General features: G+C 71.2%; 10 protein-coding genes. 4 read left to right on the top strand and 6 right to left on the bottom strand.

Annotated elements, in window-relative coordinates; genetic code table 11:
- Window positions 1-81: 81 nt before the first annotated feature.
- From ACFS27_RS27285 to ACFS27_RS27270, 4 genes are all read right to left on the bottom strand, one after another.
- Window positions 82-993, bottom strand: coding sequence for a DUF4031 domain-containing protein (locus ACFS27_RS27285; RefSeq protein ID WP_377190227.1), 912 nt, complete (start codon window positions 991-993; stop codon window positions 82-84).
- Window positions 994-1,093: 100 nt separating this feature from the next.
- Complete coding sequence (locus tag ACFS27_RS27280; RefSeq protein ID WP_377190225.1) at window positions 1,094-2,317, bottom strand: acetate/propionate family kinase; 1,224 nt, start codon at window positions 2,315-2,317, stop codon at window positions 1,094-1,096.
- Window positions 2,318-2,415: 98 nt separating this feature from the next.
- Window positions 2,416-4,521, bottom strand: a complete 2,106-nt coding sequence (pta, locus tag ACFS27_RS27275; RefSeq protein WP_377190223.1) for a phosphate acetyltransferase — start codon at window positions 4,519-4,521, stop codon at window positions 2,416-2,418.
- Window positions 4,522-4,570: 49 nt separating this feature from the next.
- A complete protein-coding gene (locus tag ACFS27_RS27270; protein ID WP_377190221.1) occupies window positions 4,571-7,060 on the bottom strand; it encodes a phosphoketolase family protein in 2,490 nt (829 codons plus the stop codon).
- A 186-nt stretch (window positions 7,061-7,246) separates the two neighbouring features.
- Between ACFS27_RS27270 and ACFS27_RS27265 the strand changes: the two genes are divergently transcribed.
- On the top strand, window positions 7,247-8,149 hold the full coding sequence (locus ACFS27_RS27265) for an SURF1 family protein (RefSeq protein WP_377190220.1): 903 nt from the start codon (window positions 7,247-7,249) through the stop codon (window positions 8,147-8,149).
- A gap of 85 nt (window positions 8,150-8,234) precedes the next feature.
- On the opposite strand, the gene ACFS27_RS27260 is transcribed toward ACFS27_RS27265, so the two are convergent.
- Window positions 8,235-9,401, bottom strand: coding sequence for a MalY/PatB family protein (locus tag ACFS27_RS27260; RefSeq protein WP_377190218.1), 1,167 nt, complete (start codon window positions 9,399-9,401; stop codon window positions 8,235-8,237).
- Between the two features lie 126 nt (window positions 9,402-9,527).
- Between ACFS27_RS27260 and ACFS27_RS27255 the strand changes: the two genes are divergently transcribed.
- Entirely contained in the window at window positions 9,528-10,346 is an 819-nt protein-coding gene (locus ACFS27_RS27255; RefSeq protein WP_377190216.1) for a hypothetical protein, read from the top strand.
- Here ACFS27_RS27255 and ACFS27_RS27250 read toward each other — a convergent pair.
- Window positions 10,334-10,747 (bottom strand): DUF3817 domain-containing protein, encoded by a 414-nt coding sequence (locus ACFS27_RS27250; RefSeq protein WP_377190214.1) that lies wholly within the window; start codon window positions 10,745-10,747, stop codon window positions 10,334-10,336. The two genes, ACFS27_RS27255 and ACFS27_RS27250, sit on opposite strands and share 13 nt — an antisense overlap.
- Window positions 10,748-10,831: 84 nt before the next feature.
- Here ACFS27_RS27250 and ACFS27_RS27245 point away from each other — a divergent pair, with 84 nt between their 5' ends.
- Together ACFS27_RS27245 and ACFS27_RS27240 are read left to right on the top strand one after the other, a co-directional pair.
- On the top strand, window positions 10,832-12,643 hold the full coding sequence (locus tag ACFS27_RS27245) for an ABC transporter ATP-binding protein (protein WP_377190212.1): 1,812 nt from the start codon (window positions 10,832-10,834) through the stop codon (window positions 12,641-12,643).
- Window positions 12,640-14,385, top strand: coding sequence for an ABC transporter ATP-binding protein (locus ACFS27_RS27240; protein WP_377190210.1), 1,746 nt, complete (start codon window positions 12,640-12,642; stop codon window positions 14,383-14,385). Before ACFS27_RS27245 ends, ACFS27_RS27240 begins: the two co-directional genes overlap by 4 nt.
- Window positions 14,386-14,406 lie beyond the last annotated feature (21 nt).

Raw genomic sequence — 14,406 nt, 5'->3', positions numbered from 1 at the left:
ATGTGGTCGGTAGTTCGTCAGGTGATCGGCACTCCGGGACTGCCGAACTCCTGACGTCCTACCGATCACATCGCGCTGAGCTCACGCGGCCAGCTGCGCCAGCTCCGCGCGGAGGTTCGCGTCTGCAGCGGCCTGCCAGCGAGCGGAGCCCGCTGCGGTGCGGAACAGGGGGCCGCCGGCCAGGAGCGTGCGGAGCACCTGGGAGCGGCCGGACCGGAACAGCAAGTCGGGCACGTCGCAGTACTCGGCGCGCACCTGGCGGGTGTACCGCGTGTAGACAACGGGGCTGCCGCCCAGCACCGCCAGGTCGGCGTCGCTGACCAGGCCGCCGACGACGTCGTCGGGCGCGGGATCGTGGTCCGCCGTGACCAGGACGAGGCGGGCGATCTCGTCGACGTCCTCGCTCGAGACCCCGGTGCCGGCCAGCGGGCCGAGCAGCTCGGTCACCAGCGCCGCTGAACGCTCCTCGTCCTGCCGGGCCACGCCGTCGTGCACCGCATCGTGGAACCACAGGGCGAGGCAGGCCCGCCAGACCGTGCGCTCGTGGACCTGGCTCTCGGCAGCGATGGAGTCGAGGGCGTCCAGCGCAGCGGCCAGGTGCAGGGTCGTGTGATAAACCCGGTGCGGCTCGCGCCAGCGGTCCACCAGCTCCTCGCCGGCCTTGCGGGCCAGGCCCGGATCGGCCCACAGGCCGTCCCAGCGGGTCAGGAGCGCCGCGCGCTTGGCGCGGTTGCGCTCGGCACCCGAGACCCGCAGACCCGAGCCCGCCAGCCGCCGGGCCAGGTCTCCGCCCTCGACGGGAACCGCGCCCGCCGCGGCCAGCTCGTCGTACCGCTCGGCGGGCACGTCGTAGTGGTCGAGGTCGAACGCCCGGTCGGGCACGCCGGCCGCGCGGGCGAACAGCCGGAGCTCCTGCAGCGACCCGTCGGAGACCAGGTGGGAGAACAGAGTCCCGTGCGCGGGCCAGGCCGGGGGATCGATGAAGAGGGTCACGGAGCGAGCCTACGCGCGGGTCGATCGGGCGATCGCCGGGATGGCCCCCGGCCGCGCCGCGACGTCAAGCCCCGCCGTCGCTCCCTGGCGACCCGACGGGCTATGGGCCCTCGACCAGTTCCATCGCCTGGCGTGCGATCGCCAGCTCCTCGTTGGTCGGGACGACCATGACCAGGGGCTTCGCGCCGCCCGATCCCTCGGAGACCACGCGCGCCTCGTCCGACCGTGCCTCGTTCGCCGCCGGGTCGATGGCCAGGCCGAGGAACTTCAGGTCCCGCACCACGCCCGAGCGGATGCGATGGTCGTTCTCGCCGACGCCCGCGGTGAACGTCAGCACGTCGATACCGCCCAGCACCGCCGTGTACGCACCGACGTACTTGCGCAGCCGGTGCAGGTACACCTCAAGGGCGAGGCGTGCGTCGGCGTCACCCGTGTCGGCCAGCTTCCGTACCTCGCGCATGTCGTTCACCCCGGACATGCCCAGCAGCCCGGACCGCTTGTTGAGCAGCGTGTCGACGTCGGACGCGGACATGCCCGTGCGTACCAGGTGGAACACGATGCCCGGGTCCACGTCTCCGGGCCGGGTGCCCATCACGAGGCCCTCGAGCGGCGTGAACCCCATCGAAGTGTCGACCGGGCGCCCGCCCAGCACCGCCGACGCCGACGCGCCGTTGCCCAGGTGCAGCACCACCTGGCGCAGCGTCTCGGGGCCGCGGCCCTCGGCGGCCAGCTTGGCGGCGACTGCCGGGTGCGCGGCCACGGCGGCCGACACGAACTCGTGCGACGTGCCGTGGAAGCCGTACCGGCGTATGCCGTGCTCAGCGGTGACCTTGCGGTCCAGGGCGTAGGTCGCGGCGGCAGCAGGCAGCGGCGCGAAGAACGCGGTGTCGAACACTGCGACGTGGGGCAGGTGCGACAGCAGCTCGCGCGCTACCTCGATCCCCTTGACGGCCGCGGGATTGTGCAGCGGGGCGAGCGGGATCAGGTCGCGCACGGCGGTCACGACGTCGTCGTCGACCAGCGTCGGCTCGGTGAACACCGCACCGCCGTGCACCACCCGGTGCCCGACGGCGGTGATGCCTGCGTCCGCGAGGGACGGCCCCACCTCGTCGAACAGGTCGAGCACGAGGCGCAGTGCCGCACCGTGGTCCGGCACCCGCGAGTCGCGGACCGTCTCGGCGTCGCCCGACTGGTGCGTGGCCGACCCGGTGGACTCGCCGATCCGCTCGACGATCCCACCGGCGACCGACCGGCCGGACTCCGGGTCCACGAGCTGGTACTTGAGCGACGACGAGCCGGAGTTGAGAACAAGGACGGTAGCCACAGGGCGAGCCTTTCAGAAGTCCGATTGCTGTGGGCGCGATCTTTGCCACTTCGCGCCGGTTTTAGGCGCAATGTTCGCGCCCACAACCAAGAGGGGGGTTACTGGGGCTGGGCCTGGATGGCCGTAATCGCCACCGTGTTCACTATGTCCTGGACCAGGGCGCCGCGGGACAGGTCGTTCACCGGCTTGTTCAGGCCCTGCAGCACCGGCCCGACGGCGACAGCACCCGCCGAGCGCTGCACCGCCTTGTACGTGTTGTTGCCCGTGTTCAGGTCGGGGAACACGAACACCGTGGCCCGCCCGGCGACGTCGGACTCGGGCAGCTTCGACGCGGCGACCGAGGCGTCCACCGCGGCGTCGTACTGGATGGGCCCCTCGACGTCGAGCTCCATGTCGAGCTGCACGATGCGTTCGCGGACGAGCCCCGTCGCGGTGCGGACCTTGTCCACGTCGGCGCCCGTTCCGGACGTGCCCGTGGAGTAGGACAGCATCGCGATGCGCGGCTCCACGCCGAACTGCTGGGCGGTGGCCGCGGAGGAGATGGCGATGTCGGCGAGCTCGTCCGACGTCGGGTCGGGGATGACCGCGCAGTCGCCGTACACGAGCACCCGGTCCTCCAGGCACATGAAGAAGACCGAGGACACCGACGACGTGCCAGGCTTCGTCTTGATGATCTCGAACGACGGCCGGATGGTGTGGGCCGTCGAGTGGGCGGCGCCGGACACCATGCCGTCCGCGAGGCCCAGGTGCACCATCATTGTGCCGAAGTAGGAGACGTCGGTGACGATCTCCCGCGCCCGCTCGACGGTCATGCCCTTGTGCGCGCGGAGCTGGGTGTACTCGGCGGCGAACTGCTCCACGTGCGCCGGATCGTGCGGTGACAGCACGCGGGCGGCCTCGATGTCGAGGCCCAGCTCGGCGGCGCGGGCACGGACCGGTTCGTCCGAGCCAAGGATCGTGAGGTCCGCGATCTGGCGGGCCAGCACCGTCGACGCGGCACGGAGGATCCGGTCGTCGGAGCCCTCCGGCAGCACGATGTGCCTGCGGTCGTTCCGGGCTCGCTCGATGAGCTGGTACTCGAACATCAGCGGCGTGACGACCTGTGGCCGCGGCAGGTCGAGGCGGGCGGCGAGCGCGGCGGTGTCAACGGCGCGCTCGAACAACGCACGAGCAGTCTCGACCTTGCGCACCGAGCCCTTGTCGACCCGCCCGCGTGTCGTGGCCGCCGCACGGGCCGCCGGGTACGTGCCGAGCTCGGTGGTGATGACCGGCAGCTTGGGGCGCATCGCCTCCAGCAGCTCCGCCGGGCGGCCCTGCGGGTAGAACCCGCCGTTGAGGATGATCCCGGCCAGCGACGGGAACGACGGCGTCATGTGCGTGGCGAGCAGCCCGATCAGCAGGTCGATGCGGTCGCCCGGGGTGATGACGACGGCGCCGTCGGTCAGCCGTTCGAGCAGGTGCTCGAAGCTCATGGCGCCGACCAGCACGTCGAGCGCCTCGCGGCCGAGCAGCTCGGGGTCACCCAGCGCGAGCGTGCCGTCCACGGCGTCCAGCAGCTGGCCGACGGTCGGGGCCTGCAGGAAGGGTTCCTCCGGGATGGTCCACACCGGCAGGTCGGGCTGGGCCGCTGCCAACAGGGTCCGCACGTCCAGCGCGCTGTGGGTGTCCGCGCGGTTGACGACCAGACCGATCGCCTGTGCGTGGTGCGCCGCCAGCTCGGCGAGGCTGACGTCGGCAAGGGCGCGGACGTCCTCGGGCGAGCGCTCGCGGCCGGAGACCACGAGCAGCACGGGCGCGCCGAGGTTCGCCGCGATGCGTGCGTTGAACGAGAGCTCTGTGGGTCCCGCGACGTCGGTGTAGTCGGTGCCGAGGACCACCACGGAGTCGCAGCGTGCGGCGAGGTCGTGGAACCGGGACACGATGCGGCTCAGCGCCGCCTCCGGGTCGGCGTGCACGTCCGCGTAGGTCACGCCGATGGCGTCGGCATAGCCGATGTCGACGCCGTCGTGCTCCAGGAGGAGCTCCAGGACGTGGTCGCGTTCGCCGCTGGTGTCCTCTGCCTCCGTGGCGCGCGACACCGGCCGGTACACCCCGACCCGCTGGCCCTTGCGGACCAGCAGGTCGAGGACGCCCAGGGCGACCGTCGACTTTCCGCTCTCGCCCTCCGGTGATGCGATGACGATGCTGCGGGTCGCGCCGGTCACATGCTGCTCCGTCTTCACTGGGCCAGATCTCGCATGGCGAAATTTGCTGCTACTCGTTGTCTCCACCAGTGCCGAGCGTAGCGTCAACCTGGTCGCCGTCCGCCAGGTCCTGGGCGTCCGGCCAGACCCAGTCGCGCACCTCGGGGATGTCGTCGCCGTGCTCGCGGGTCCACGCACGGGCGCGCAGCCGGGCATCCTGCATGCGCTGACGGAGCCCGGCGTGGGCGCTGCCCAGCGATGGGACCCGGTCGATGACATCGATCACAAGGTGGTACCGGTCGAGGTCGTTGAGCATGACCATGTCGAACGGCGTCGTCGTCGTGCCCTCCTCCTTGTAGCCGCGCACGTGGAGGTTCGGGTGGCCCGCGCGACGGTAGGTGAGGCGGTGCACGAGCCACGGGTAGCCGTGGTACGCGAAGATGATCGGCCGGTCGGTGGTGAACAGGCCGTCGAACTCGGAGTTCGTGAGGCCGTGCGGGTGCTCCGTCGCGTCCTGCAGGCGCATCAGGTCCACCACGTTCACCACGCGCACCTTCAGGCCGGGCAGCTCGCGGCGCAGGATGTCCGCCGCGGCGAGCACCTCCAGCGTCGGCACGTCACCGGCACAGCCCAGGACGACGTCGGGCTTCTCGCCGGCCTTCTCCGTGCCCGCCCACTCCCAGATGCCGAGCCCGCGCGTGCAGTGCTCGATCGCGCTCTGCAGGTCCAGGAAGTTGGGCGCCGGCTGCTTGCCCGCCACCACGACGTTCACGTACTGGCGGCTGCGCAGGCAGTGGTCGTACGTGCTGAGCAGGGTGTTGGCGTCCGGCGGCAGGTAGACCCGCACGATCTCCGCCTTCTTGTTCACCACGTGGTCGATGAACCCCGGGTCCTGGTGGCTGAACCCGTTGTGGTCCTGCCGCCACACGTGGCTGGACAGCAGGTAGTTCAGGGACGCGATGGGCCGCCGCCACGGGATGTCGTTGGTGACCTTGAGCCACTTGGCGTGCTGGTTGAACATCGAGTCGACGATGTGGATGAACGCCTCGTAGCTCGTCAGCAACCCGTGCCGGCCGGTCAGGAGGTAGCCCTCGAGCCAACCCTGCACCTGGTGCTCGCTCAGCATCTCCATGACCCGGCCCGCGCGGGCCATGTGCTCGTCCACCTCCGGCCCGATGTACTCGGCGTTCCACTGCTTGTCGGTCGCCTCGTACACGGCCTGCAAGCGGTTCGACGCCGTCTCGTCCGGGCCGAAGATCCGGAAGCTGTCCGGGTTCATCCGGATCACGTCGGTGAGCCACTGGCCCAGCACGCGCGGTGCCTCGGACTTGGTCCCACCGGGCGTCGGGACGTCCACCGCGTACTCCCGGAAGTCCGGCAGGCGCAGGTCCTTGAGCAGCAGGCCGCCGTTCGCGTGCGGCGTCGCGCTCATCCGCAGGTCGCCCTCCGGCGCCAGCTCGCTGATCTCGGGCAGCACGCGCCCGTCGTCGTCGAACAGCTCCTCCGGGCGGTACGACCGGAGCCATGCCTCCAGCACGCGCAGGTGCTCGTCGGTGTCGCGGGCGCTCGCGAGCGGCACCTGGTGCGCGCGCCACGAGCCCGTCGTCTTCTTGCCGTCGATCTCATCGGGGCCGCTCCAGCCCTTGGGGGTGCGGAACACGATCATGGGCCAGACCGGGCGGCTCAGGTCGCCCTTCGCCGCGCGCGCCTTGATCTCGGCGATCTCGTCGAGCACCTCGTCGAGCAGGGCCGCGAACCGGCGGTGCGTCTCGAGCGGCGGCTCGTCCTTGTCGTACCCGCCCTCGAAGAAGTACGGCTTGTGCCCGTAACCGACCATGAGGTCGCGGAGCTCCTGCTCCGGGATGCGCGCCAGGACCGTCGGGTTGGCGATCTTGTAACCGTTGAGGTGCAGGATCGGCAGCACGACGCCGTCCTGCGCGGGGTTGAGGAACTTGTTCGAGTGCCACGAGGTGGCCAGCGGCCCGGTCTCGGCCTCGCCGTCGCCCACGACCGCCGCGACGAGCAGGTCCGGGTTGTCGAAGGCCGCGCCGTAGGCGTGGCTCAGGGAGTAGCCGAGCTCGCCGCCCTCGTGGATCGAGCCGGGCGTCTCGGGCGCGACGTGGCTGGGGATGCCGCCCGGGAACGAGAACTGCCGGAAGAGGCGCTTCACCCCCTCGGCGTCCTCGGTGATGTCGCTGTAGATCTCGGAGTAGGTGCGGTCCAGATAGGCCGAGGCGACCAGGCCCGGCCCGCCGTGGCCGGGGCCGGTGATGTAGACCGTCTCCTGCCGGCGCTCCTTGATCGCCCGGTTCAGGTGCGCGTACAGGAAGTTGAGGCCCGGTGTGGTGCCCCAGTGGCCCAGCAGGCGCGGCTTCACGTGCTCGGGAGCGAGGGGCTCGCGCAGGAGCGGGTTGTCGAGCAGGTAGATCTGGCCGACCGAGAGGTAGTTCGCGGCCCGCCACCACGCGTGGATGCGCTCCAGGTCGGCGGGCTCCAGCTGGGCGACGCCGGTGGCACGCCATCCGGTGGTCGGGGAGTCGGGGACTGCGGTCGTGGTCATCGCTCACGCTCCTACTGCGAGTTACGTGCGGGATCTGTGCCGGTTGTCTGCTCGTTCATTCGAACGCAGAACGGCTTGCTACGCGAGACGACCGGTCAGGTGCCCCTTGTGTGACGTGCCGGACGTCGGGACCGAGGGCGCGCGACCCGTGCGTCCGGCACCCCGCGGGCGGTTACCGTTGGACGTATGCCTGTCAGTGCCCCCAGCACATCCACACAGACGGCGCCCGACGCCGACGCACGCCCCGAGCGCCGCACCTTCCTCCAGGTCGCCCGGCAGCCCCGCATGATCGGGCTGCTGCTCCTGTTCGTGCTGGCAGCGGTCGTGTGCGGCAGGCTCGGCGCGTGGCAGCTGGACCGTGCGTACGAGCGTGCCGAGCTGGCCGAGCAGCAGGAGATCGCAGAGGCCGCCGCCGAGGGGCCGTCCTGGCTGGGCGACGTGCTCACGCCGCAGGAGACCTTTCCCGGAGAGCTCGTCGGCCGTGAGGTCCGGGTCGCCGGCGAGTTCGAGCCCTCTGGTTCGCTGCTGGTACCGGGCCGCGTCCTGGAGGGGCACACCGGCTACCTCGTCCTCTCCCCCTTCCGGGTGTCCGACGAGGGAGCGGGTGGCGAGTCCTGGGCCGACCTCTCCGGCGCGCCCGTGCTGGCGGTGGTCCAGGGCTGGGTGGAGACACGCGCCGACGCCGAGGCGCTGATCCTCCCGAAGGGCGAGGTCACCCTGACGGGCTGGCTGCAGGCGGGCGAGGCGACGGCGGGAAGCGCGGCGGTGGTGGACGGGCAGACGGACCAGATCGCGCTCAGCGCGCTCGTCAACGAGTGGGGCGGGCCCATCTACACGGGCTACCTCGTGGCGACCGCGGGCCCAGGCTCTCCCGAGAACGGGGGCGTCGCCGCCCTGCCGCGCCCCACGATCGACGGTGGCTCGGACGCCAACCTGCAGAACATCTTCTATGCGCTGCAGTGGTGGCTGTTCGGCGGGTTCGCCGTCCTGCTGTGGATCCGCCTGGTGCGGGACGAGATGGCCGGGGGACGCAGGGGAGGCGAGCCGACCGACGCCGACACGGGCATCGCGGGTCTGCCGTCCGCCTGACCTGTCCACGTCCCCGGCGGAACGCCGACCCCTACCGGTGTGTCGCGTGCCTCCCGGAGGGGTCGCTCGTCCTGCGGCGTGCGGGTCAGCGGCCCAGGGTCTCCAGCATGCTGGCGACAGCCCGTTCCAGGACCGGGCGCGGCATCGCGGCGTTGAACCGTACGAACCCGTGGCCCTCCTCGCCGCAGAGGCCGCCGTCGGTCAGGGCGACGCCCGCATGCTTGCGGAAGTGGTCGGCAACGCTGGTGGCGTCGTCCGGCAGGTCCAGGTCCTGGCAGTCCAGCCAGGCCAGGTAGGTCCCCTCCGGTACGCGGTAGCCGATCCCCGTCCCGTCGAGCAGCTCGCCCAGCCGGGTGAGGTTGCCGTGCAGGTAGGCGACGGTGTCGTCGAGCCAGTCCCGGCCCTCGGTGTACGCGACCTGGTTCGCCAGGACGCCCGGCGTCGACGCGCCGCCCTCGACCCGCCGGCCCACGCGGTTCCACAGCCGGACGTCCGCGTCGTTGGACAGGACGATCTGCGCGCACTTGAGACCCGGCAGGTTCCACGCCTTCGAGGCCGAGGTAGCGGTGAGGGTGTGGCCCGCCGTCGTCTCGTTCAGCGACGCGTACGGGACGTGCCGGTGCCCCGGGTAGACGAGCGGCGCGTGGATCTCGTCGGAGAACACCCGACCGCCGTGGCGGTCCACCACCTCGGCGACGGCCAGCATCTCGTCGGGCTCGAGCACCCGGCCGATCGGGTTGTGCGGGTTGCAGAGCACCAGCAGGTGGCCGCCGGCGCGGAACGCGGCGTCGAGCGCGTCGAGGTCGTAGGTGTACCGGCCGGCGGCGTCGCGCAGCATCGGTACCTGGATGACCTCGCGGCCGAGCCCGCCGGGCAGCGTGAGGAACGGCATGTAGGCAGGAGTCGGCAGGATGATCGGCGATCCGGGGCGCGAGAACTGCGTGATGGTGTGCTCGAGCGCGGTCAGCACGTCGGACACGGGACGCACCCGGTCCGGGTCCACCTGCCACGAGTACCGGTCGGCGGCGAACGACACGTACGCATCGACCATGCCGGTCACGAGGGTCGGCGGGAGATAGCCGAGCAGGCCGCGGTCCACGGCGTCGTGCAGAGCGGCGGCGACCGGAGGCGCGAGCGGGAAGTCCATCTCCGCGACCCAGGCCCCGATGGCGCCGGGGAAGGCGGTCCACTTGAGGCTGCCGTTGTCGCGGAGGTGGTCAGCGGTGAGGGCGTCGAAGGCGTGAGCGGTCACGCTTGCATTGAACCAGGTACGGCACGCCTCCGGCAGGGACGCCCGGCGGATGCGCGAGGATGGTTCGACGGTAGGCGCACCGGCTGATCAGCGACCTGCGACGAGCGGTGAACCGAGAGGACGACGATGACTGACACCGGACCCTGGACCGGATCCGCCTGGTGGGGGCACCTGGTCCGCGCAGTGCCGCTCGCGGGAGAGGTCGCCGAGAGCGAGGTGCGGGCAGGCCTCGACGCCGGCCTCGAGCAAGAGCTGATGACCGAAGGGTTCGTGATGGAGCTGGTCTCGGCGGAGCTGATGGCCAGGGTGCGAGCCGATGATCAGGCCGCGCGGGACGCGATGCTCGCGCTGGGCGCCGAGCTGGAGGCCGGGCCGCCGGTCGTCGGCGAGGACGTCATCAGCGCCTACCTGATCCATGTCCCGTCTCCCGGTGAGCGGGGCGGTGATCTCGCCGACGCCCTGGGCCCACGGGTGCGCGCGGCCCTCGACCAGGACCGCGACCACCGCAACGAGCCGGCGGTCGCCGGGTTCCTCGACCGGCTGCTCCAGGCGGTGCCCGGGCTGCGGCCGCTCGCGGACGCCGAGCGCTACGGGTACCACGACGAGGTGCTGGCCCACCCGTTCCTCGGCGACGTCGCGGAGCGCGAGGTAGCGCTGCTCACCGACGGGGCCTCCCTCGAGATCGACGACGACTGGACCGAGGAGGAGCGGTCCGCGGTGCTTCGGCTGTTCACCTCGGCGGACCCGGATCCCGCGGCGGAGGTGCGGGCAGTGCTCGACCTCCTCGAGGGCGAGCTCGGGGCGGACGCCGCTGTCGACGACCTCATCGCCACGGCGTTCGTCGAGATGCTGCCCGACGAGGACGAGCCGGGCACCGAGATCGTCGGGATGCTCGGCGCAGGCCTGCGGGCAGAGCTGGACGCGCAGAGGCGTCAACCGAGGTAGCGCGTCTCCAGTGCGGCGAGCTTCGCCTCGGCCTCGGTGTGGGTCTTCTTCTCCAGCACGAACGACATCACCGGGACCACGCCGGCGATCACCATCGTGACGAGGCGGCCGAAGCCCCAGCGCATCTTCGACCACAGGTCGGCGACGGTGACCAGGTACGCGACATAGATCCAGCCGTGCGCGAACGGCACCCAGGCGATGAAGGGCATGACGCCGTCGACGTCGGTCAGCGCGCCCAGGCCGTACTTGATGCCCAGCTCGACGCAGAGGATCAGCAGCATGACACCGGTGACGAGCGCCATGAAGCGGTAGCGGGCCATCGCGCCGCGGGCCTTGCGGATCGCGGTGGCGGCTGCCTCGGCGGAGATCTCGGGAGCAGTCTGAGGGGTACTCACAACCATCGAGGATATGCCTTCTCCGGCGTGCGATCTGCCGTCGGGATAAAGCGTGGATGAATGTCAGTGGTTCTCCGTACCGTGTAGATCGTGCGCTCCCTCCCCTTCGCCGATCCCGGCACCCCGCCGCTGCGCGGTCCGATCACCCTGCTCCTGTGGCTTGCCCGCAAACAGGCACGCGTGGTGCTCGTGGCGATGGCGTTCGGTGTGCTCGGTTTCACGTGCAGCGCCTTCCAGCCGTTCCTGCTCGGCCAGATCATCGACAGCGCGAGCGCGTCAGGGCTCGACCGGACCACCTGGACCTGGGTGGGCATCATGCTGGGCGTCGGGCTGGTCTGGATCGCCTCGAACGCGATCGGGCACCGGTGGGACATCGCGGCGTGGATGCACGCGGCGTTCCGTACGTCCCAGCTCGTGACGCGCACCGTGTCCCGCTCGGGGCACAACATCACCAAGGAGCTGCCGACCGGCGAGGTGGTGTCGTCGGTGGCCAACGACACGATGCGCATCGGCGAGCTCTTCGCCATCGCGGGTCAGGCCATCGGCAGCGTCGCCACGTACGGCATCGTGGTCGTGCTCATGCTCTCGCAGTCGGTCACGCTGGGCGTCGTCATCGCGCTCGGCCTCCCGGTCGTTGCGGCGATCCTCGCGCTGCTGGTCAAGCCGCTGCAGAAGCGGCAGAAGCGGCAGCGTGACGCCCAGGGCCGGCTCACCACGCTCGGCGCGGACACCGTCTCGGGGCTACGGATCCTGCGCGGCATCGGCGGCGAGAAGGTCTTCACCGGCCGGTACCGGACGCAGTCGCAGAAGGTGCGTGAGGCCGGCGTCGACGTCGCGGGCACCCAGTCGGTGCTGGACGCGTTGCAGATCCTGCTGCCAGGGCTCTTCATCGCGCTGGTCGTGTACCTCGGCGCGGTGGAGGCCATCGCCGGGCGCATCACCACGGGCCAGCTCGTCTCGTTCTACGGGTACGCCGCGTTCCTGTCCTGGCCGGTGCATCTCCTCGTGCAGTCGGTCAACGTCGTGACCAAGGCGCACGTCGCGGCAGGCAAGGTGGTCAAGGTGCTGCAGGTGGTTCCGGCCACCGGCGCGGGGCTGTCGACAGCGCCCATGCCGCCGGCCGGCGTGCCGCTGGTCGACGAGACGACCGGCGTCACGCTCCAGCCGGGGCGGGTCGTCGCCCTGGTCAGCCCGGACCCGGACGAGTCGGCGCAGGTCGCGGTCCGGATGGGCCGGTTCGACGACGAGGCCGAGGCGGGCACGCCGGTCACGCTCGGCGGCGTCCGGCTGTTCGACCTCGAAAAGCGCGAGCTGCGGGACCGCATCGTCGTCGCGCACGCGACGCCCTCGTTGTTCTCCGGCCGCCTCGCGGGCGAGCTCGACGTACGCGACTCCGCGAACCGGGAGGCGCTGCTGCGGGCCATGCACATCGCGGACGCACATGACGTGCTGGAGTCGCTGCCCGACGGGATCGAGGGCGAGATCCCGGAGAAGGGCCGCTCGCTGTCCGGTGGGCAGCGGCAGCGTGTGGCGCTGGCCCGCGCGCTGCTCACCGACCCGGAGATCCTCGTGCTGGTCGAGCCGACCTCGGCGGTCGACGCCCACACCGAGGCGCGTATCGCAGAGCGGCTCACCGGGTGGCGCCGCGGTCGGACGACCCTGATCGTCACCGCGAGCCCGCTGGTGCTCGACCACGTGGACGACGTGATCTTCCTGGACAACGGGCGCGTCGTCACGCACGGGACGCACCGCGAGCTGCTGGACCTGCCCACCACCGCGGAGGGCGGGCGCGAGGCCGCCCGCTACCGCCGGGTGGTCGGCCGGTCGCTGGTCGAGGACCTCGACGCGGAGCTCGACGAGCTGCTGGGCGCAACCAACACACCGGAGGGAGGCACGTCATGAGCACGGGAAAGATCCTGCCGATCGCCGATGCGGCCGGCACCTGGCAGTACACGCGAAAGATGCTCGGGAGGCACCGGGCACCCCTCATCGTCATCACGGTGGCCAACACGGTCGCGGCGACGGCAGGTCTGGCCGGGCCGTTCGTGCTCGGCCGGCTCGTCGACGCCGTCACGGCCGGCACCACGCTGGAGGTGGCGCGGAACCTGGTGCTCGTGGCGGTCGCCGCGGTGGTGGTGCAGGCCCTGATCACCCGGTTCGCACAGCGGCGCGCCATGGTGTTCGGCGAGACGGTCTTCGCGGACATGCGCGAGGAGTTCATCGAGACGGTCACGTCCCTGCCGCTGTCCACCGTGGAGACCGCCGGCACCGGTGACCTGATCGCCCGGACGACCCGCGACGTCAACCGCATCCAGAACGCCGTGCGCTTCGGCGTGCCGCGGCTCGTGATCGCGGTGGTGACGCTCGTCCTGACGATCGTCGTCAGCCTGATCGTGTCGCCGTTGGTGGCGCTCGGGATGTTCGTGGGAGTGCCGGTCCTCGTCGCGGTGGCGCGCTGGTACCTCAAGCGCGCCACTCCCGCCTACCAGCGGGAGTCCGCCGCCTACGCGCGCCTCGACGGCACCGTCACGGAGTCGGTCGAGGGTGCGCGCACCATCGACGCGCTCAAGATCGGCCGACGTCGTACGACGCGCGGCGACGACGACCTGCACGAGGCCTTCGAGGCAGAGATCGGCACGCTCAACCTGCGGACCGTGCTGTTCCCCGGCGTGGACTTCGCCTTCATGCTCGCACCGATCTCTGTGCTCGTCTGGGGCGGGTTCCTGGCGTCGGAGGGCACCGTGACCATCGGCATGGTCGCCACGATCGTCATGTACACCTACCAGCTGCAGGGTCCGGTCTGGGAACTCATCTTCTGGCTGGACGAGATCCAGGTGGCCGCCACGTCGCTGTCGCGCATCATCGGTGTCCGGCTGGTGCCGATGGACCGCACGGCGAGCGACGCCGTACCCGACGACGAGCAGGTGCGCGGCACCGACGTCCGCTATGCCTACCGGGCGGGTACCGACGTGCTGCACGGCATCGACCTCGACCTCAGGGTGGGGGAGCGGCTGGCGATCGTCGGTCCGTCGGGCTCCGGCAAGTCGACCCTCGGCCGCATGCTGGCCGGTATCCACCCGCCCACCGGCGGCACGGTGAAGGTCGGCGGCGTGCCACTGGTGGACCTGCCGCTGGAAGACCTGCGCAAGCACGTGGCGCTCGTGACCCAGGAGCACCACGTGTTCGTGGGGTCGCTGGCGGAGAACCTGCGGCTGGCCAAGCTCGAGGCGAGCGACGACGAGCTGATGGACGCGCTGCGGGCCGTCGACGCGCACGGCTGGGTCGAGGCGCTCGACGACGGCCTTGCCACGGAAGTCGGCTCGGGCGGCTACAAGCTCACGCCCGCGCAGGCGCAGCAGGTGGCGCTGGCGCGGCTGGTGCTGCTCGACCCGCACACGCTCGTCCTCGACGAGGCGACCTCGTTGCTGGACCCGCGCGCGGCCAGGCACCTGGAGCGCTCGCTCAACGCGGTGCTCGACGGACGCACGGTCGTGGCCATCGCGCACCGCCTGCACACGGCCCACGACGCCGACCGCGTGGCCGTGCTCGACGGCGGTCGCATCACCGAGATCGGCCCGCACGACGAGCTGGTCGCGGCGGGCGGCGAGTACGCGAAGCTCTGGCGCAGCTGGCAGCACGAGTGATCCTCGACGTCCAGGGGTAGA

The organism is Promicromonospora vindobonensis (assembly GCF_042685865.1).
Taxonomy (GTDB): Bacteria; Actinomycetota; Actinomycetes; order Actinomycetales; family Cellulomonadaceae; genus Promicromonospora; species Promicromonospora vindobonensis.
Note: the sequence above shows the minus strand (reverse complement) of the source record. Positions and strands in the feature narration are given on the sequence as shown.

What these genes read in the sequence shown, in the direction of transcription:
- ACFS27_RS27265 (WP_377190220.1), top strand. Translation starts at nt 7,247, where the DNA reads ATGCCTGTCAGTGCCCCCAGCACATCCACACAGACGGCGCCCGACGCC.
- ACFS27_RS27255 (WP_377190216.1), top strand. Translation starts at nt 9,528, where the DNA reads ATGACTGACACCGGACCCTGGACCGGATCCGCCTGGTGGGGGCACCTG.
- ACFS27_RS27270 (WP_377190221.1), bottom strand. Translation starts at nt 7,060, where the DNA reads ATGACCACGACCGCAGTCCCCGACTCCCCGACCACCGGATGGCGTGCC.
- ACFS27_RS27240 (WP_377190210.1), top strand. Translation starts at nt 12,640, where the DNA reads ATGAGCACGGGAAAGATCCTGCCGATCGCCGATGCGGCCGGCACCTGG.
- ACFS27_RS27250 (WP_377190214.1), bottom strand. Translation starts at nt 10,747, where the DNA reads ATGGTTGTGAGTACCCCTCAGACTGCTCCCGAGATCTCCGCCGAGGCA.